At 72.5% G+C, this 17,391-nt stretch carries 14 protein-coding genes and 2 rRNA genes; 6 read left to right on the top strand and 10 right to left on the bottom strand.

Going from position 1 to position 17,391, the window contains the following annotated elements:
• Positions 1 to 4: 4 nt before the first annotated feature.
• The 3 genes from ACFYUY_RS00080 to ACFYUY_RS00070 all read right to left on the bottom strand — a co-directional run bounded on the left by ACFYUY_RS00080 (position 5) and on the right by ACFYUY_RS00070 (position 4,906).
• Positions 5 to 1,219, bottom strand: coding sequence for a serine hydrolase domain-containing protein (locus tag ACFYUY_RS00080; RefSeq protein WP_360214070.1), 1,215 nt, complete (start codon positions 1,217 to 1,219; stop codon positions 5 to 7).
• Between the two features lie 378 nt (positions 1,220 to 1,597).
• A complete protein-coding gene (locus ACFYUY_RS00075; protein ID WP_387896667.1) occupies positions 1,598 to 4,168 on the bottom strand; it encodes an FtsX-like permease family protein in 2,571 nt (856 codons plus the stop codon).
• A 3-nt stretch (positions 4,169 to 4,171) separates the two neighbouring features.
• On the bottom strand, positions 4,172 to 4,906 hold the full coding sequence (locus tag ACFYUY_RS00070) for an ABC transporter ATP-binding protein (protein ID WP_360214112.1): 735 nt from the start codon (positions 4,904 to 4,906) through the stop codon (positions 4,172 to 4,174).
• 244 nt (positions 4,907 to 5,150) lie between these two features.
• Here ACFYUY_RS00070 and ACFYUY_RS00065 point away from each other — a divergent pair, with 244 nt between their 5' ends.
• Both ACFYUY_RS00065 and ACFYUY_RS00060 read left to right on the top strand, forming a co-directional pair.
• Positions 5,151 to 6,491 carry a sensor domain-containing protein gene (locus ACFYUY_RS00065; protein WP_360214066.1) on the top strand — a complete coding sequence of 447 codons (1,341 nt, stop codon included), beginning with the start codon at positions 5,151 to 5,153 and terminating at the stop codon, positions 6,489 to 6,491.
• The gene (locus tag ACFYUY_RS00060) at positions 6,479 to 7,123 is read left to right on the top strand and encodes a response regulator transcription factor (protein ID WP_360214064.1); all 645 of its coding nucleotides are present in this window, start codon (positions 6,479 to 6,481) and stop codon (positions 7,121 to 7,123) included. Before ACFYUY_RS00065 ends, ACFYUY_RS00060 begins: the two co-directional genes overlap by 13 nt.
• A 121-nt stretch (positions 7,124 to 7,244) precedes the next feature.
• Here ACFYUY_RS00060 and ACFYUY_RS00055 read toward each other — a convergent pair whose 3' ends face one another.
• Genes ACFYUY_RS00055 through leuC form a run of 5 tightly spaced genes read right to left on the bottom strand, consistent with a single transcriptional unit; the run spans position 7,245 to position 12,893 of the window.
• Complete coding sequence (locus tag ACFYUY_RS00055; protein WP_387896665.1) at positions 7,245 to 8,579, bottom strand: MFS transporter; 1,335 nt, start codon at positions 8,577 to 8,579, stop codon at positions 7,245 to 7,247.
• Positions 8,576 to 9,604 carry a TauD/TfdA family dioxygenase gene (locus tag ACFYUY_RS00050; RefSeq protein WP_360214060.1) on the bottom strand — a complete coding sequence of 343 codons (1,029 nt, stop codon included), beginning with the start codon at positions 9,602 to 9,604 and terminating at the stop codon, positions 8,576 to 8,578. Before ACFYUY_RS00050 ends, ACFYUY_RS00055 begins: the two co-directional genes overlap by 4 nt.
• The gene (locus ACFYUY_RS00045) at positions 9,601 to 10,812 is read right to left on the bottom strand and encodes a pyridoxal phosphate-dependent aminotransferase (RefSeq protein WP_360214058.1); all 1,212 of its coding nucleotides are present in this window, start codon (positions 10,810 to 10,812) and stop codon (positions 9,601 to 9,603) included. The genes ACFYUY_RS00050 and ACFYUY_RS00045 overlap by 4 nt, the downstream gene beginning before the upstream one ends.
• The gene (leuD, locus tag ACFYUY_RS00040) at positions 10,809 to 11,456 is read right to left on the bottom strand and encodes a 3-isopropylmalate dehydratase small subunit (protein ID WP_360214056.1); all 648 of its coding nucleotides are present in this window, start codon (positions 11,454 to 11,456) and stop codon (positions 10,809 to 10,811) included. The genes ACFYUY_RS00045 and leuD overlap by 4 nt, the downstream gene beginning before the upstream one ends.
• A 36-nt stretch (positions 11,457 to 11,492) precedes the next feature.
• Positions 11,493 to 12,893, bottom strand: coding sequence for a 3-isopropylmalate dehydratase large subunit (leuC, locus tag ACFYUY_RS00035; protein ID WP_360214054.1), 1,401 nt, complete (start codon positions 12,891 to 12,893; stop codon positions 11,493 to 11,495).
• Between the two features lie 318 nt (positions 12,894 to 13,211).
• Between leuC and ACFYUY_RS00030 the strand changes: the two genes are divergently transcribed.
• The 4 genes from ACFYUY_RS00030 to ACFYUY_RS00015 all read left to right on the top strand — a co-directional run bounded on the left by ACFYUY_RS00030 (position 13,212) and on the right by ACFYUY_RS00015 (position 16,900).
• Positions 13,212 to 13,640 carry a hypothetical protein gene (locus ACFYUY_RS00030; protein ID WP_360214052.1) on the top strand — a complete coding sequence of 143 codons (429 nt, stop codon included), beginning with the start codon at positions 13,212 to 13,214 and terminating at the stop codon, positions 13,638 to 13,640.
• Between the two features lie 760 nt (positions 13,641 to 14,400).
• On the top strand, positions 14,401 to 15,030 hold the full coding sequence (locus ACFYUY_RS00025) for a hypothetical protein (protein WP_360214050.1): 630 nt from the start codon (positions 14,401 to 14,403) through the stop codon (positions 15,028 to 15,030).
• Between the two features lie 117 nt (positions 15,031 to 15,147).
• Positions 15,148 to 15,951 carry a winged helix-turn-helix domain-containing protein gene (locus tag ACFYUY_RS00020; protein WP_360214048.1) on the top strand — a complete coding sequence of 268 codons (804 nt, stop codon included), beginning with the start codon at positions 15,148 to 15,150 and terminating at the stop codon, positions 15,949 to 15,951.
• 289 nt (positions 15,952 to 16,240) lie between these two features.
• Positions 16,241 to 16,900, top strand: a complete 660-nt coding sequence (locus tag ACFYUY_RS00015) for an ATP-binding cassette domain-containing protein (RefSeq protein ID WP_360214046.1) — start codon at positions 16,241 to 16,243, stop codon at positions 16,898 to 16,900.
• Between the two features lie 210 nt (positions 16,901 to 17,110).
• Here the strand turns inward: ACFYUY_RS00015 and rrf are convergent.
• A 5S ribosomal RNA gene (gene rrf / locus ACFYUY_RS00010) occupies positions 17,111 to 17,227 on the bottom strand.
• 71 nt (positions 17,228 to 17,298) lie between these two features.
• Positions 17,299 to 17,391, bottom strand: a 23S ribosomal RNA gene (locus ACFYUY_RS00005); the annotation flags it as partial.

Raw genomic sequence — 17,391 nt, 5'->3', positions numbered from 1 at the left:
CTGTTCAGGCGACGCGTCGCAGGACGCGGCCGCCGAACTGCATGTGGTCCGCGCGCCCGGTCTCCGGGTCGAGCAGGAAGCGGCCGAGGTGTTCCACCTCGGGCAGCCGCGGGTGCCGGGCGGCGAAGACGCGCTCGCTCCGGCCGGTCAGGTCGTACTCCGTCCCGTCGTCGTCGACCAGGACGGTGGCGCCGGGCAGGGCGCGGTCGTCCGCCGCGGCGCCGGGGCGGATCCAGTAGACGGTCTCGCCGTTGGCCCACCGCCCGGTGCAGTCCGGCAGCTCCTGCCCGGCGCCGGCCGCGGGGGCCGGGGCGGGGCCGGGGACGTCCACGCCGTCGGCCCGGAGCAGGGCCAGCAGGTCCTGCCAGGCGCCGAGCCCGGCCGGGGAGTCGGCCTGCAGCGCGATGACGGTGCCGCGTTCCGGCTGGATCCGCAGGTGGCAGGTGGCGCCGGCGCCGACGCCGTCCAGGCCGAGCCAGCGGTCGGCGCCGTTGCCGAACCGGGCCCAGCCCAGGCCCCAGCCGTCGGCCAGGCCGAACGGCAGGGTGTCGAAGGCCTGTCGGGCCATCTCGTGGACGGCCTCCCGGTCGAGCAGGGCGGCCAGGGCGGCGGGGCGGTCGTCCAGGTGCAGCCGGGCGAAGGCGACCAGGTCGGTGACGGTTCCGGCGACGGCGGTCGCGGGGGCGAGGTCGCGCGGGTGGGCGCCGGCCGGCAGGAAGGCCGGTTCGACGCCCAGCGGCCGGAGCAGGAACTCCGTCACGGCGGTGCGCCAGCTCGTCCCGGCGACGGCCTCGACGACCTTCCCGGCGAGGGCGAACCCGGCGTTGGAGTAGGAGAAGGCCGTTCCGGGGGCGAAGAGCGGCTCCGCCTCGACAGCGGCCCGCAGCCCGCCGCCGCCGGGGGCGTCTGTCACCAGTCCGGAGGAGTGGCTCAGGAGATGACGGATCGTCATGTCGAGTGCGGAGTACGGCGCTTCGTTCAGGTACTCGCCGACCGGACGGTCCAGGTCGAGGTCTCCGTCGAAGGCCAGCTGCACGGCCACCGTCGCGGTGAGGAGCTTGGTGAGCGAGGCGAACGGCAGGACGGGGGCCGCCCCGGCCTCCGCGCCCGGCCCGGCGACCCGGAGTTCGCCGGCGTCGTAGAAGGCGCACCGCAGCGTCCGCACGCCGTGTTCGCGCGCGAGCCGCCCGGCATTTTCACGCCATGACTGTGAATTCACTGAAACCCACCCACCGCATTCACCGGAATCCGAAAAAGGCGCAGCACGACAGTCCCGTTCGGCCGCGTTCGGTCCGCGGCTCGTCGGTACGGGGATTACGCAAAAGGGGAATTCGTTCTGGTGAATGCAGGCTAACACCGGGCGGCGGGGCCGGTCAGGGTCGTTAAGTTGCAGCCGAATGACCCTGGTTGCCGCACTGCGACCTGCCGTCCGACCTGCTGTCCGACCTGCTGTCCGGCCTGCCGAACGACGTGCCGTCCGGCCTGCCGGGAAACCCGGCCGGAAACCCGGAAACGCCGATGGGGTCCGCGGTCGCGGACCCCATCGGCGGGTCGGTGCTGCAAAGGGTGCGGTGCGAGGCCGCCCCCGTGCTCCGGACTACTCGCGCAGCCCGATGGCCTCCACCGGGCGGGCGCGCAGGGCGAGCTTGGTCGGGATCAGGACGGCGGCGGCCGCCAGGGCCGAGGTCGCCGCCACGATCGCCAGGTACAGCAGCGGGGGGATGTGCGGGACCAGCGAGCCGGTCAGCCCCAGACTGACCGTCACCAGTGGCACGATCGGCACCAGGCTGCCGACCACCACCGCGATCACGATCAGCATCAGCGTCTCGGTGCGCATCATCCGCATGACCTGTTCCGGGGTCGCCCCGACCAGCCGCAGCAGCGCGAACTCCCGTGCTCTGGCCAGTGTGGTCATCACCAGGGTGTTGGCGACGGCCACCGCGATGTACCCGAAGACCAGGACCAGTGGCAGCGCACTGCCGACCAGGCCGGCCACCCCGGCCTTCTGCTGGGCAGCGGACAGCCCGCCCTTGTCGCGGACCTGCACCCCGGGGTAGCGGTCGTTGAGCCCGGTGAGCTCGCCGATCACCTTCTTCTGGTCCGCGCCGGGCTTGACGCGCACCAGCACGGAGTCGTACATCCGGCGCGAACTGTGCTGCAGCACGGTGTCGTAGGCCAGTGTGATGTCGCCGAAGCCCAGGCCGCGCTGGTACACGGCCACCACCTTCGGCTCCAGCGTCTGCCCGTCCGGCATGTGCACCTTGACGGAGCCGCCGACGCCCGCACCGAGCGTGGCGGACGCCCCGCTGCTGATCGCCACGGTGTCCGCGGTGAGGGCGTCCAGCGAGCCCTCGGAGACGTCCAGGTCGAGGACCCGGTCCAGGTTGCCCGTGGTGAGCCCCTGCGCCTTGTAGTCGAAGATCTCCGGGGAGCCCAGCATCTTCGTGGAGGCGAAGAGGTCGACCCGCACCGTCCCGGCCGCGGCGTCCACCCCGTCCAGGGTCCTGATGAACCCGGGCGCGCTGACCGGCAGTCCGCCGGCCTCGCTGGTCAGGGTGTAGTCGGCGACCACGCCCGCCCGCGCCTGGTCCTCGGCCGCACCCGACGTGGTGGTCGGGATGAACAGCTGCACCGAGGCGAAGCCGATGGCCATGATCAGCGGGCCGATGCCGGCGGCCAGCCGGCGGGCGTTGGCCCGGGTGTTGGCCACCGCGAGGAACCCGAGGGTGCCGAAGCGGCGCTGGAAGGGCGCGGCCATCAGCCGTGTCGCCCTGGCCACCACCGGCGGGGCCAGCATGAGGATCGCGATCACCATGATCAGCCCGCCGCTGCCGGCCCCGGCCACCGCGAAGATGCTGCCGAAGAACAGCGGCAGCAGCGACGCGCCGAAGCCGAGGACGAACAGCAGGACCCCGATGGTCACCCGCGCGCCGCCGATGCCCGGCTGCTCGGTCTGGGCCTCGCTGAGCGCCTCCACCGGCCGGATCGAGACCACCCGGCGGGCCACCGCGAACGCCGCCACCTGCGCGGCGATCACCCCGATGCCCACCGCCGCGATCGCCGGGATCGGGCCGTAGGAGAACTCGAAGTCGTCGGGCAGGATGCCGATGGCCCCGAGCGCCCCGCGCAGGATGCCCGCGGCGATCATGCCGGGGAAGCAGCCCAGCACCGAGGCGACCAGCGAGATCACCAGCGCCTCGCCGGAGATCATCTTGTGGATCTGCTTGGGCGTGGCACCGACCGCGCGCAGCAGCGCCAGCTCGCGCCGCCGCTGGTGCACGCTGAGCGCCAGGGTGCTGCCCACCACCATCATGGTGATCAGCACGACGGTGCCGCCGAGCGAGCCGGCCAGCTCCTTGAGGCTGCCCCGGGCCGAGGCGACGTCGGGGTTCTCCACGCTGCTGCGCCCGTCGCCGGTGTAGACGTCGGTGCGGGCGCCGTTGAGCGCCTTCTCGATCCGGTCGGCGAGCTTGCCCGCGTTCGTGCCGCCGGGTGCCAGCACGCCGATGGCGCTGACCTGGTCGGTGCGGCCGAACAGGGTGCGCGCCTCGTCGTCGGAGAAGAACAGCGGCGGGGTGCGCAGCGCCCCGCCGCCGCCCTTGTAGGTCACGATGCCGACGACCCGGTACGAGGAGGCGTCCCGGGTGGAGGCGATCCTGACGCTGTCGCCCACCTTCACCTTGCGGTGGTCGGCGACGGACTTCTCCAGCACCACCTCACCGGCGCGCCGCGGCTCGTCGCCGGCCCGGTCGTACGGGCCGAGCGCCGCCGCGCCCCAGTTGGTGCCGTTGGTCGTCCGGTCGTCGGCGCCCTTGACGAGCTGCTCGCCGTCGTTGGAGACGACCTGCGCGGGGAAGGTGAGCACCGGCACCGCGCGGTCGACGCCCTCGGTCCGGGCCACCTTGTCGACCAGGTCGACGGGGACGCCGACGGCGTCCTTGAGGTCCTTGGACTTGCTCTTCTTGGCCTCGTGGACCGTGAAGTGCTTCTGACCGCCGACCACGACCGCGGCACCGGAGTAGCGCTGGACCGGCACCCCGTTGCCGATGCCGGACTGCAGGATGATGCCGAAGGCCGTGATGAGCACGGACGCGCCGAACAGGGCGACGAACGCCCCGACGAATCCGGCCTTACGCTCCTTGACGGTCTGTACGACGAGCCTGAACACGACTCACCACTCCCCCAGCCGGGTCATCCGCTCGGCCACCCGGTCCGGGGTGGGGTGCGTCATCTCCTCGGCGTAGCTGCCGTCCGCGAGGAACACCACGCGGTGGGCGTAGGAGGCGGCGACCGGGTCGTGGGTCACCATGATCACGGTCTGCCCGAGGCCGTCCACCACCTCGCGCAGCAGCTGCAGCACCTGGCGGGCGGTGCGGGTGTCCAGCGCACCGGTCGGCTCGTCGGCGAAGACCACCTCCGGCCGGGCCGCCAGCGCCCGGGCGATCGCCACGCGCTGCTGCTGACCGCCGGAGAGCTCGGACGGCCGGTGGCCCATCCGGTCGGACAGTCCCACCTGCGTCACGACCTGCTGCAGCCACTGGTGGTCCGGCCGGCGGTCGGCGAGCATCAGCGGGAGCGTGATGTTGTCGGCGACGGTCAGCGCCGACATCAGGTTGTACGCCTGGAAGATGAAGCCGACCCGCTCCCGGCGCATGATCGTCAGCTCGACCTCGCTCAGCTGCGCCAGCTCCGTACCGCCCAGCACCACCGAACCGGCGTCCGGGCGGTCCAGCCCGGCCGCGCAGTGCAGGAAGGTGCTCTTGCCCGCCCCGGAGGGGCCCATCACCGCGGTGAAGGTGCCCCGGGCGAAGGCGAGGGAGAGGTCGCGCAGCGCGTGCACGGCCCCGGCGCCCTTGCCGTACGTCTTGCGGACCCCGTCGAGGCGGACCACCCAGTGCGCGTCCAGAGCGGCACTCCCGTCCGGCCGCGGCGGATTCGCGTACTCCTCCTGCGCCGCGCCCTGGAGCTCCTCCGTCCGCGCTCCCCGTGCCTTTCTGCTCACTTCCGGCCTCCACCACTCGCACGCACCACTTGACGTTCACGAAGGTAGGTCCCGCGGCAGGGCCCGGACCAGGGCACGAACTGGAGACTCGATGGTGCAGAAAAGTGCCACCCCGCGCCGGATTTGGGACGGTGGTAGGGTGATCGGGATGTTCACTCGGAAGGTTTCAGAAGCCGTACGAGGAGTTCTGGGAGCCGTACGGGCACCCGGCATCGCGGAGTTACGGCGGCTGGAACCGGAGCAGTGGATCCGCCAGACGCTGGCCCGTTTCCCTCCGGCCGCCGGCTACATGCTGCTCTGCCTGATGACCGGCCTCGCCGGTCTGGTGCTGTTCTACCTGATCGCCGTCGTCTTCGCGCTCTGCCTGGTCGGCACCGGCTTCCTGCTGCTGCCGCGGACCCTGCGGCTGCTGCGCAGCTACGCCGAGTTCCACCGCAGGCGGGTGGGGCGGCTGCTGGAGACCACGGTCCGCAGCCCCTACCGCGACCTCGAACCCGGCCGCACCGGCCCCCGCAAGCCCTCGCTGCGCGACCCGGCGGTCCGCAAGGACCTGGTCTGGCTGATCACCCACGGCGTGGTCGGCTCGGCGCTGTCCATCTTCGCCCTGAGCATCTGCGGCAACGCCTTCAACTGGCTCTCCGCACCGGTGTGGTGGAAGCTCGCCGAGAACGAGCGCAACTCCATCATCCTGATGAACGTCGACGGTTGGGCGAAGGCGTTCCTGGCGCTGTTCATCGGCATCGGCTACGCCGTGGTGGCGATGGCCGCGATGCGCGGGCTGGCCCTGGTGCACGCCCGGATGTCGCGCCGGCTGCTGACCGCCCGCGCCCGGGTCGCGCTCGCCCAGCGCGTCCGCGAACTCGCGGTGACCCGCGCCGAGGCGCTGGACGCGCACGACGCCGAGCTGCGCCGGATCGAACGCGACCTGCACGACGGCGCCCAGGCCGGCATCGTGGCGGTCTCGCTGCGACTGGGCATGATCAAGCGCGCGCTGGGCCACCGCCCGGAACAGGTGCCGGAGATGGTCGACGCCGCCCAGCACCTGGCCGAGCAGGCCCTGGAGTCACTGCGCCACCTGGTCCGCGGCATCTACCCGCCGGTGCTCGCCGACCGCGGACTCACCGACGCCGTCCGGGCGCTCACCGCGCTCTGCGGGGTCCCGACCCGGATAGACATCGACGAGTCGGCCGGGGCGCCGCCGCGCGCGCCCGCCGCGGCCGAGGCGGCCGCCTACTTCGTGATCTCCGAGGCGCTCACCAACATCGCCAAGCACAGCGGCGCCCGCAGCGCCCTGGTGTGGCTGCGGATCGCCCCGGAGGCGATCTCGATCCGGGTCGAGGACGACGGCAAGGGCGGCGCCACCGAGGGCGCCGGAAGTGGGATCCTCGGACTCCGGCGGCGGGTCGCCGCATTCGACGGGACCACCGAGCTGTTCAGCCCGACCGGGGGCCCGACCGTACTGAAGGTGGAGATTCCATGCGGATCCTGATCGCCGAGGACAACGCCCTGCTCCGTGAGGGGCTGGTGCTGCTGCTCAACAGCGAGGGCCACGAGGTGTGCACCACCGTGGACAACGGGGACGACCTGCTGCCCGCGCTGCTCGAACACCGCCCGGACGTCGCCGTGGTGGACGTCCGGCTGCCGCCCACCTTCCGCGACGAGGGCCTGCGGGCCGTGGTCGAGGCCCGCAAGCAACTGCCCAACCTGCCCGTCCTGGTGCTCTCCCAGTACGTCGAACGGGCGTACGCCACCGAGCTGCTGGCGCAGAGCGCCTCCGGGGTCGGCTACCTGCTCAAGGACCGGGTGGGGCGCGCCGAGGAGTTCCTGCAGGCGCTGGAGCGGGTCGCCGACGGCGGCACCGCGATGGACCCCGAGGTCATCTCGCAGCTGATGGTCCGCCGGGCCGGCGACGACCCGCTCTCCTCGCTGACCCAGCGCGAACGCGAGGTGCTGGCCCTGATGGCGGAGGGGCGCAACAACGGCACCATCGCCGAGATGCTGTTCATCGCCGAGAGCTCGGTGAACAAGCACATCGGCAACATCTTCTCCAAGCTGGACATGCCGACGCCGGACAGCGGGCACCGCCGGGTCCTCGCCGTGCTGACCTACCTCCGGGCCTGACGGACGATCAGCACGGTGACGGACTAGGCAAGTCAGGGCCGGCACGCGCGAAGACGGACAGCGGCGGCGCCGTTCGGGCGCCGCCCCTGTCCGCTGTTCCCCGGACCTCGGATCCCGGGCCTCAACTCCCGGGCGGATGCCCCCGGTCGTCGGGCAGGGCGGGGAAGGCGCGCACCGCGGGGGTGGCGGCGACGCCGAGTGCGATCAGCAGGAACGCCGCCGCACAGCTCAACACGGTGGGCACCCCGTGCACGGTCTCCAGCAGCAGCCCGGACAGCAGCGGGCCCAGCGCCGCCGCGGCGCCCATCGACACCCCGATCAGACCGGCCAGCCGGCCGCGCATGGCGTCCGGGGTGACCATCATCTGGTGGCCGGCCACCAGCGCGGTCGCGGTCGGCGCCAGGAACGCCGCCGCGCCCAGCACCAGCCCGGCCGGCCAGCCCGTCGGCACCACCGCGAGCAGCGGCACCAGGGCGGCGCTCGCCCAGGTCAGCACCATCAGCGCGGTGAACGGGGTGAGCGAGCGGCGCAGCACTCCGGCCGACAGCGCGCCCAGCACGCCGCCCGCGCCGATCAGCGCCCCGATGGCCCCGATCTCGGCGCCGGACCGGCCGTCCTGCTGCGCCATCACCACCACGGTGATCAGCAGGCCGCTGAACACCAGGTTGAAGGCGGTGCCGAGCAGCACGGTGGCCCGCACCGGCCGGTTGCCGCGCAGCCAGCGCAGCCCGGCGGCCATCGCCTGCAGGGTGCTCTCCTGCGGCCCCTCGCCGGGCCCGTCGGCGGCGTCCCCGCGGCCGGCGTCCGGGCCGTCCGCGGCGGGCAGCGGCGCCGGCGGGCGCAGGAACAGCAGCGTCACGAAGGCGAGCGCCGAGGTGACGGCCTGGGTGAGGAACGGCAGCAACCGCTGGACGCCGTACAGGAATCCGCCGATCCCCGGGCCCACGATGGTCGCCAGGTAGTAGCGGGCGGTGTTGCGGGTCACCGCGTCGGCCAGTTGCGAGGCCGGCACGACGCCCGGCAGCAGCGCCTGGTCGGCGGTGCCGAACAGGGAGGTGCAGACCCCCTCGACGACCGCCACCACCAGGATCACCGCCAGCGGCGCGTGCCCCAGCGCCACCAGGAGCGCCAGCAGGCCCAGGGCCACGGCCCGCCCGAGCTCCGAGACCAGCATCAGCGCCTTGCGGCTGACCCGGTCCGCGAGCGCGCCGGCCGGCAGCGCGGCCAGCGCCCGCGAGCCCGCGATCGCGAACTCCGCCAGCGAGGCCTCGAACGCGGAGCCGCCGAGGCCCAGCACCAGCAGCGGGTAGGCGATCAGCGTGCCCTGCGCGCCCAGCTGGGAGACCACGTTCGCGGTCCACAACAGGTTGTACTCGCGGTTGCGGGCGAGCGGCGGCGGGCCCGGCTCGGCGGCCACCGCGTCGGCGGCGTCGGCCGTCGTGCCGGCCGCGGTCACCGCGGCGCGGTCGGCAGCGCCACCGCCGGCGCCGACGTCCGCTCCACCGGGCGGAGCTCCGACCAGGCGTGCGCCCCGGCCATGCTGACGAACAGGTCGCGCGGCGGGACGAACGGCGCCCGCCCGTGCGCCACGCTGATGTTGTCCACGACCAGCACCTCACCGGTGTGCACGTTGACGTCGACCTGCTGCTCCCGGTACGCGGCCTGCAGCTGGTGCACCACCTCGTCCGGGATCTCGCTGCCGTCCGCGTGGAAGGTGTTGGTCGGCATGCCCCACGGGCCGTACTCCTCCAGGAGGAAGTCGGCGACGTCCTCGCGCAGGGTGCGGGCGTGGAAGAAGGTCAGGTGGTTGAACCAGGAGCGGACGCCGGTCTCCGGGTGGGCGGCGACCGCCCAGCGCAGCTGGCGGGTCCGCAGGTGGTTGCGCTCCAGCCACTCCAGTTCGATCCGGTTGGCGTCGCAGTAGGCCTTGACCTCGTCCGGGTCGCTGGTGCCGAACGCCTCCTGCCAGGAGAGGCCCAGGCCGGGGCGGAAGTTGCGGACCAGCAGGTACCCCTCGCGCTCGAAGCGCTCGGCGGTCTCCCGGGGCAGCCCGCGGTACAGGGCGCGGCAGTCGGCCAGCAGGCTGGCGCCGCCGTCGGGCGACTCCTGCCGGCAGAAGAAGAACAGGTAGCGCGGGACGTTCAGGTTGTACGACTGCTCGGTGTGGAGGAAGATCTCCTCGGTCGCCGGGTGGTCGGTCGCGGTGAACACCCCGGGGTGCAGCTCGGTGCGCGGCGAGGAGCGCTCGGTGTAGTCGAGCGGCCGGCCGACCACCGCGTTGACGAAGGTGTCCAGCTCCGGCCACTCCTGCCAGTCGAAGCCGCTGAGCACCACCGCGCCGTGCTCGGTGATCCGCTCGCGGATGAACGACCCCTGCTCCCGGCCGAGGTCGACCAGCCGGTTGCCCGTGGTGTCGGCGGAGATCCCGAGGACCAACCCGTCGTACCGCGCTTCGGTCGAGATGCTGATGGCGGTTGTCACTGGGTGACTCCCTTCTGCGGGCTGCGGGCGCGAAGCCGCTCGGCAGCGGTGTCGAGGGTGTGGAGCGGACGGTTGAACGCGACCCGGACGTAGCGCTCGCCGTCGGCCGGGTCGAGGAAGAACGAGGTGCCCGGCGCCACCAGCACGCCGGTCTCGGCGAGCAGCGTGCGCACGAACCGCGGGCTGGGCTCGTCGGTCAGCCCGTCGATCCGGGCCAGCACGTAGCAGCCGCCGGCCGGCCGGGTGAGGGCGAAGCCCGCGTCCCGCAGCAGGGCCACGGTGCGGTCGCGCCGTTCGCGCATCCCCGCCGCGTGGTCCCAGCGGTCCGGCAGCAGCAGGTCCGCGTCGGCCGCGGCGTGCTGCAGGGCGGCGGCGGCGCCGCCGGTGGTCGCCACGTGCACCTTGCGCAGCAGCGCGGTCAGGGCCGGCGCCGCACGCAGGAAGCCGAGCCGCCAGCCGCTGACCGAGTGGCTCTTGGAGAGGCTGCCGACCACCACGGACCGGTCGGCCAGGCCCTCGACCTCGGCGACCGAGCGGTAGCCGGCCGACTCGTAGACGTAGCCCGCGTACACCTCGTCCGAGACGACGGTGGCGTTCCAGCGGCCGCAGAGCTCGGCGAGCAGGTCCAGGGTGGCGCGGTCCAGGACCGCCCCGGTGGGGTTGGCCGGGCTGTTCACGATCACCGCGCGGGTGCGCGGGCCGAACGCCGCCGCCAGCTCCTCCGGGTCGACGCCCCAGTCGGACTCGCGCAGCCGCACCGGTCGCGGACGCGCGCCGGTGAGCGCGACGGCGCTGAGGAAGTTCTCGTAGAAGGGCTCGAAGACGATCACCTCGTCGCCCGGGTCGACCAGCGAGAGCAGCGCGACGGCCAGGCCCTCGCTGCCGCCGACGGTGACGGTGATCTCGCCGACCGGGTCGGGCGCCCCGGGCAGCGCGGCGGCGATCCGCTCGCGCAGGGCGAGCAGGCCGGCCGGGTCCTGGTACTGGTGGACCCCGCGGCGCAGCGCGGCCACCGCCGCCTCGACCAGCCCGGGCGGCGTGTCCGGGTAGGCCGGGGTGCCGACGGCGAGGTCGACGGTGCCCGGCGGCAGCCCCTCCAGGAGCAGCGCGGCCAGTCCGCCGCCGGGCATCGCGTCCACCCGCCCGGCGCCCACCGGGCGGGCCGCGGGATCGGGCCGGCCGGCGTCGCGGTGCGCGGTGGCGGTCATCGGGCCGCCCCCGCCACCGCGTCGGCCGGCTGCTGCCGCGCACGGTCGAAGGCGCCGCGCGGGATCTCCGGCAGCCAGGCCGGGCGGCGGGCCTCGTAGGCCGCGATGGCGGCGTCCTGCAGCAGCGTCTCGGCGATCACGTCCTGCCCCTCCAGCAGCCGGGCACGGGCCCGGTCGTCCACGGTGAACGGGTGCTCGCCGCCGGGCCAGCGCAGCAGGCCGGCCCGCAGGTCCACGGTGACCGTCAGACCCCCGGCGGACTCGGCGAGGTCCATCAGCGGCTCGACCACCGGGGTCGGCAGGTCGACGGGGACGAGCCCGTTGTTGAGGGCGTTGCGGCGGAAGATGTCACCGAAGCCGGTGGCCACCACCGCGCGGAAGCCCCCGTCGCGCAGCGCCCACACGGCGTGCTCCCGGGAGCTGCCGATGCCGAAGTCCCGGCCGGCCAGCAGGACGGTCGCGCCCGCGTGCCGGGGCTCCTCCAGGACGAAGCCGCCCTGGGCCCGCCAGCGCGCGAACAGCCCGTCCTGGTAACCGGACTTGGTGACCCGCTTGCAGAACTCTCCGGGCAGGATCTGGTCGGTGTCGATGTCGTCGCGGCGCAGGGCGACCGCGCGTCCGTGGTGTTCCACGAAGGGTTCCATGCTGTGCTGTCCTCTCTCCGGCCGGGCCGGGGGCGGTCAGGCCAGGTCGGCGGGGGCCGCGAGCCGCCCGGCCACCGCCGTGGCGGCGGCGACCGCCGGCGACACCAGGTGGGTGCGGGCCCGCGCGCCCTGCCGGCCTTCGAAGTTGCGGTTCGAGGTGGAGGCGCAGCGCTCGACGCCCTCGAGACGGTCCGTGTTCATGCCCAGGCACATCGAGCAGCCGGGCAGGCGCCACTCGGCACCGGCCGCCAGGAAGACCTCGTGCAGCCCCTCCGCCTCGGCCTCGGCGCGCACCTGCATCGAGCCGGGGACGACCAGCATCCTGGTCCCGTCGGCGACGCTGCGCCCGCGCAGCACGCCGGCCGCGGAGCGCAGGTCCTCGAGCCGGCCGTTGGTGCAGGAGCCGAGGAAGACCACGTCGATGGCGAGGTCCCGCATCGGCGTGCCGGGCCGCAGCCCCATGTACTCCAGCGCCCTTTCGGCGGAGGCGAGTTCGAGCGGGTCGGCGAAGCCGCGCGGGTCCGGGACGACGTCGGCCAGCGGCACGGTCTGGGCGGGGTTGGTGCCCCAGGTGACGAGCGGGGTCAGCGCGCTCACGTCGAGCTCGACGGTACGGTCGAACACCGCGCCGGGGTCGGTGACCAGGGTGGCCCAGTCGGCGACGGCCTCGTCCCAGCGCGCCCCGGTGGGGGCGTGCGGGCGGCCGCGCAGGTACTCCAGGGTGGTGTCGTCGGGTGCGACGATCCCGGCCCGGGCACCGGCCTCGATGCTCATGTTGCAGAGCGTCATCCGGGCCTCCATGGAGAGCCCGCGCACCGCCTCGCCGCGGTACTCGATGAGGTGTCCCTGCGCCCCGTTGGCGCCGATCCGGGCGATCAGCGCGAGGATCAGCTCCTTCGCCCCCACCTCCGCGGGGAGCCGGCCGGTGAACTCGACGGCGAGCGTGCGCGGCCGGGCGATCTCCAGGCACTGGGTGGCCAGCACGTGCTCGACGTCGCTGGTGCCGATGCCGAAGGCGAGCGCGCCGAAGGCCCCGTGGGTGGCGGTGTGGCTGTCTCCGCAGACGATCGTCATGCCGGGCTGGACCAGGCCGAGCTCGGGCCCGACGACGTGCACGATGCCCTGTCGCCGGTGTCCCACCGAGTAGAGCTCGACGCCCTGTTCGGCGCAGTTGCGGCGCAGCGTCCGCAGCTGGACGAGGCTCACCGGGTCGAGGACCGCGTCGGGCGTGGTGGCCACGTTGTGGTCCTCCAGCGCCAGGGTGAGCCCCGGGCGCCGGACGCCGCGGCCGGCCAGCCGCAGCCCGTCGAAGGCCTGCGGCGAGGTGGCCTCGTGGGTCAGGTGCAGGTCGATGTAGAGGAGGTCCGGTCCGCCGGGCCGGGAGGCCACCACGTGGCGCTCCCACAGCTTCTCCGCGAGTGTCCGTGCTGGGCCCATCGTCGTCCCTCTCTCCTGCGCTCCCCGTGCAGCACGGCCCTGGGGCGGAACCCCGGGTACCGCCCGTCGCCCCGGCCGTACGGATCTCAGCCTCCATGTCCGCGCCCACCCCCCACCACGTCTTTAAGCGGGGCCGAAAACGCGCAGGACAGTCGCCGGCGTGCACGAAGAAAGGTGCAGAGAACTGCACCTTCGATCGGAAGTAAGCCCCCATGAAAACCACTTCGCCGGGCGTCAGGATGGAGTCATCCGACGGCGGCAGCGACGCCGGGAGGACGGGCACATCACATCGGATCCCACGGGAGCCAGGGAGGAAGCATGCACCCCACGCGGAGGAGCCGCGGGGCCGGGCCAGGAGGCCGGCGGAGCAGAACAGCGGTTCTGGCCCTGGCCGCCGCGCTCCTGGTCGGCGCGGGAACGTCCGCCTGCGAGGTCAGCACCAAGGCGGCCGACCGGATCGAGCTGTGCGCGAAGATCTTCGGCAAGACCTTCACCGACCCGTTCCCCGACAACGTGGACGAGGCCCGCAAGAAGATGCGCGAGCGGGCCGACGAGCTCGACGGGCTGTCCAAACAGGCGCCCGACGACAAGCTCCGCGACGCGATCCACTCGACCGCCGAGAAGATGCGCAACGCCGACATCCGGGAGAAGGGTACGGCGCGCACCGTGGTGGGTTACATCGGAGAGCAGAACGACCGCATCAAGGAACTGCGCCAGACCTGCCTCGACCACCACGACTACCCGTGAGGACTGGTCTTCCGAACCAGCGTCACCGCCGGCGTTCCCGTCGAGCGCCGCGGTGAACCCAGACCGGAATCGGTGAACAGGGCACAAACAGTTCCCGCACCGATTCCCTTGGCCGGGCCCCTCGTTGGGTCCCCCGTCTTCCGAGGGGCCCGGCCGTAAACCTCCCCGTACCAATACAAGCCAGGAGCAGTCATGCCCGATTCGACCGGCTGGAAGCCCACTAAGGAACGCCCCATGTGGCCCTGGGTCGTCCTCGCCGTGGTCGCCGTTGGCGTTCTGATCAACGTGCTCATCACGCTCTGACGGGACATCGGTCCCGCGCCGGAGGAACTTCCGCGCTCTTGGCTGGTCCGCCGAGGGCGCGGACCCGTGTCCGGACCCGGGTGCGTCACCGCGTCCGGCCCCGCGGAGGGGCCCGCGCCGATCACCCCACCGGCCCCTCCGGCCCCTCTCGTCACTTCCGCCCCTGGGGTCACGACCGCCTCGGGAGGCGGGCGGAGCGAGTCGAGTCCGCTATCCGGATCAGGTGCAGAGAACTGCACCTTCGAACTGGCGAAGACTCGACTGTCACCCCCCTAAAGTGCGACGTAGCGTAGTAGGTACGGGAACGGGCATGGCCATGCCGACCTTGCGGAACCGCAGGGTCGGCTTTCCACCTCACCGTGGATCCCGTTCCCGACCCGCACACATCAACGGCATTCATGGGGGACTCGTGCCACGTCTGCACTTCACGTCGGCAAGCCTGTTGAGAACGCGTATCATGCCGACCCCTGACTGGGTCAGCGAATCACTCTTCGCCCTGGACCTGCTGGCCTCCCGACACCGCCAGTCGAAACGCCGGCTGCGATGGCATAAAACCCGCCCCGCGGGCCCGGCGCGCCGGCTCGCCCCGGCCCACCGCCTGGGCTCCACCCGGCGGCTCGTCGAACTCGCCCGGACCATCCGCCCGTTCCCCGACATGGACACCATGATCCGGCGCGCCCGACAGGGCGGGACCAGCGCCGACACCCGCCTCCTGCGGGACCTGGAGTCCTTCTACCGCATCATGGTCGCCCCCCACTGGGACGTCATCTCGCACACCGTCCAGAGCGAGCGCACGAAGCGGCTGGAAATCCTCCAGGACTGCGGCGCGCGAAGCCTGTTGAGCACCCTCCACCCGACGCTCCGGCTGTCCACCTGCTCGCTGGAGATTCCCGGGCAGAGCGAGGACCTGCGGCTGGAGGACGTCGGGCTGACGATCGCCCCGTCCTACTTCCTGGCGCCGGATTCCCCGGTCCTGGTGGACGACCACGCCATTGCCGACGGACCGACGCTCTTCTATCCGATTCTCCCCGACGAGCCCGACCGTGCGTCCGAGGACGTGATCGAAGCAGCCGCCATGCCGGCCTGAGAACGATTACCTCCGATCACGAACGCGTCGGACCTCAAGGGGGACTTGGCAATGCGACGCATATTCTTCAGTCCGGCAAGTCTGGCCAAAGTGTCGTCGGCCGCACATCCGGATCCGATGAGAGAGGCACTGTGCGCACTGGAAACCTTCGCCACGGGCGGCGGAGGACCGGTTTTCCATTCCTGGCGCCGCCGGGTCGCGGGTGAACGGGACGGCCGGGCACTGGCCGAACTCGCCCGCACCGTACGACCTTTCCCGGACCTCTACCGAATTCTCGAACACTCCGCCTCGGCCGGCTCCGGAACCGACTTCCGACCGCGCGTCCTGCGCGATCTGGAGACATTCCACCGCATCGCGGTCGAGCCGTACTGGAGCCAGGTCTCGACCCTCCTGGAGGTGGACCGCAACGCCCGGGCGCAGATCATGATGAGCGGCGGGGTCGACCAGCTGCTCAGCACGCTCCACCCGGCGATCCGCTGGCGCCCGCCGGTCCTTGAGGTCCCCGGCACCGGGAACGACATCAAGCTCGAGGCGACCGGCCTGGAGATCGCCCCGTCGCTGTTCCTGTTCTCCCGGTCGCCGATCCTCATCGAGCAGCAGGGCAACCGCCCCCTGCTGCTGCTCTACCCCATCCCGGTCCCCCGCGAGCGGGAGAACCTGTGGGATCCGGCGCCCGACGGCGACCAGGCCCTGGGAGCCCTCCTGGGGCGCACCAGGGCGGCCGTCCTGCAGGTCCTGACGACCACCTGCACCACCACCGAGGTCGGCGAGCTGGTGGGCATCTCCACGGCCGCCGCGAGCCAGCACACCGCCGTCCTGCGGGCCGCCGGCCTCATCACCACGCTGCGCTCGCTCAACAAGGTCCACCACACGCTGACCCCGCTGGGCGGGGCCCTTCTGCGCGGAGATCCGCTGGTCTGACTAATTCTCTGACAATTCGCCCTATTCCGACGATCCCCGAACCGACGAACCGGCGGCACCACCACCGGCACGATCCTGATCCGGCACGCATGGTCTAGGAAAGTGCACCATACAAACGGATGCGGGCAGCATGGCCTAAACCCATTACGAGCGAGTAGGTTCGGGGCATGCAAGCACGATGCCTTGTCGCCGCACGCATCATTTACGGAAGCCTGGGAGCGGATTCATGATGGGAGGAGCACCGGCCGAGCGGGAAGCCGCACCTGGCTGTGCCGTCACGCTGGAAAACGTGTCGAAAATCCACCCGGGCACGAACGGTCCCACGGCGGTGCTGCGCGAGTTCTCGCTCGGCGTTCGAAAAGGACGCTTCTGCGCCGTCATGGGGGACGAACGCGCCAGCACCACGGCGCTGCTGGAGTGCATGGCCGGCCTCACCACCCCGTCCACCGGCACGGTCCACTGGGCCGACGGTGAACGGGGTGCCGTCGGCGCGCTCTGGGGCCAACACGAGCCCGTCCACCCGAACGTGACGGTCCGTGAGTTCGTCGACCCGGGCACGCCCCGGCTCGGCCGCCGCCAGGCCTGGCAGATCAGCCGGGTCACCCGGCTCTGGTTCTGGCGGCGGCCGCTGCGCAAGCTCGGCCGGACACAGCAGCACAACGCGATGCTGGCCCGCCTGCTGGCCGGCTCACCACGGCTGCTCCTGGTCGACGCCCCCGGACACGACGACTCGCCCGAACTCGCGCGCGCCGTCGGCGCCTCGCTGCGCCGTGCGGTCCAGGCCCTCGACGTCACGGCGGTCCTCGTCACCACCGACCCCGAAGCCGCCGCCAGCGCCGACAGCGTCGTCTTCCTCCACAACGGCCGCCTCGCCGACGCCCTCGGCCCGTCGACGCCGGCCGAGATCGCCGCCTGCCTCCGGCAGCTCCGCAGATCCGCGACCCCCTGAACCACCGCGCCTCCCCGGCGCCCCCTCCCCCGGCGCCTCCGCGGCCGCAGCGCCCCCTCTCCGGCACCTCCCCCGCCGGACCCGGCCCGGCCCACCCCCACCGGAAGGCCCCGCGGCGTCCTCCCCCCGCGGCTCCCCCACGCCCGGTCCGCGTGCGGAAATGCAGAAAACCCCCGCCGGGTGCCCCGGCGAGGGTTTTCTCGAAGAATTGTTCGGCGGCGTCCTACTCTCCCACAGGGTCCCCCCTGCAGTACCATCGGCGCTGTGAGGCTTAGCTTCCGGGTTCGGAATGTAACCGGGCGTTTCCCTCACGCTATGACCACCGAAACACTATGAAACTGTCGACCCGCCGACAAGGCAGTCGTTGTTTCAGAACAACACAGTGGACGCGAGCAACTGAGGACAAGCCCTCGGCCTATTAGTACCGGTCAACTCCACCCCTCACAGGGCTTCCATATCCGGCCTATCAACCCAGTCGTCTACTGGGAGCC

This window comes from Kitasatospora sp. NPDC004745 (assembly GCF_042873275.1).
Classification (GTDB): Bacteria; Actinomycetota; Actinomycetes; order Streptomycetales; family Streptomycetaceae; genus Kitasatospora.
This window is presented reverse-complemented; position numbering and strand designations above follow the sequence as displayed.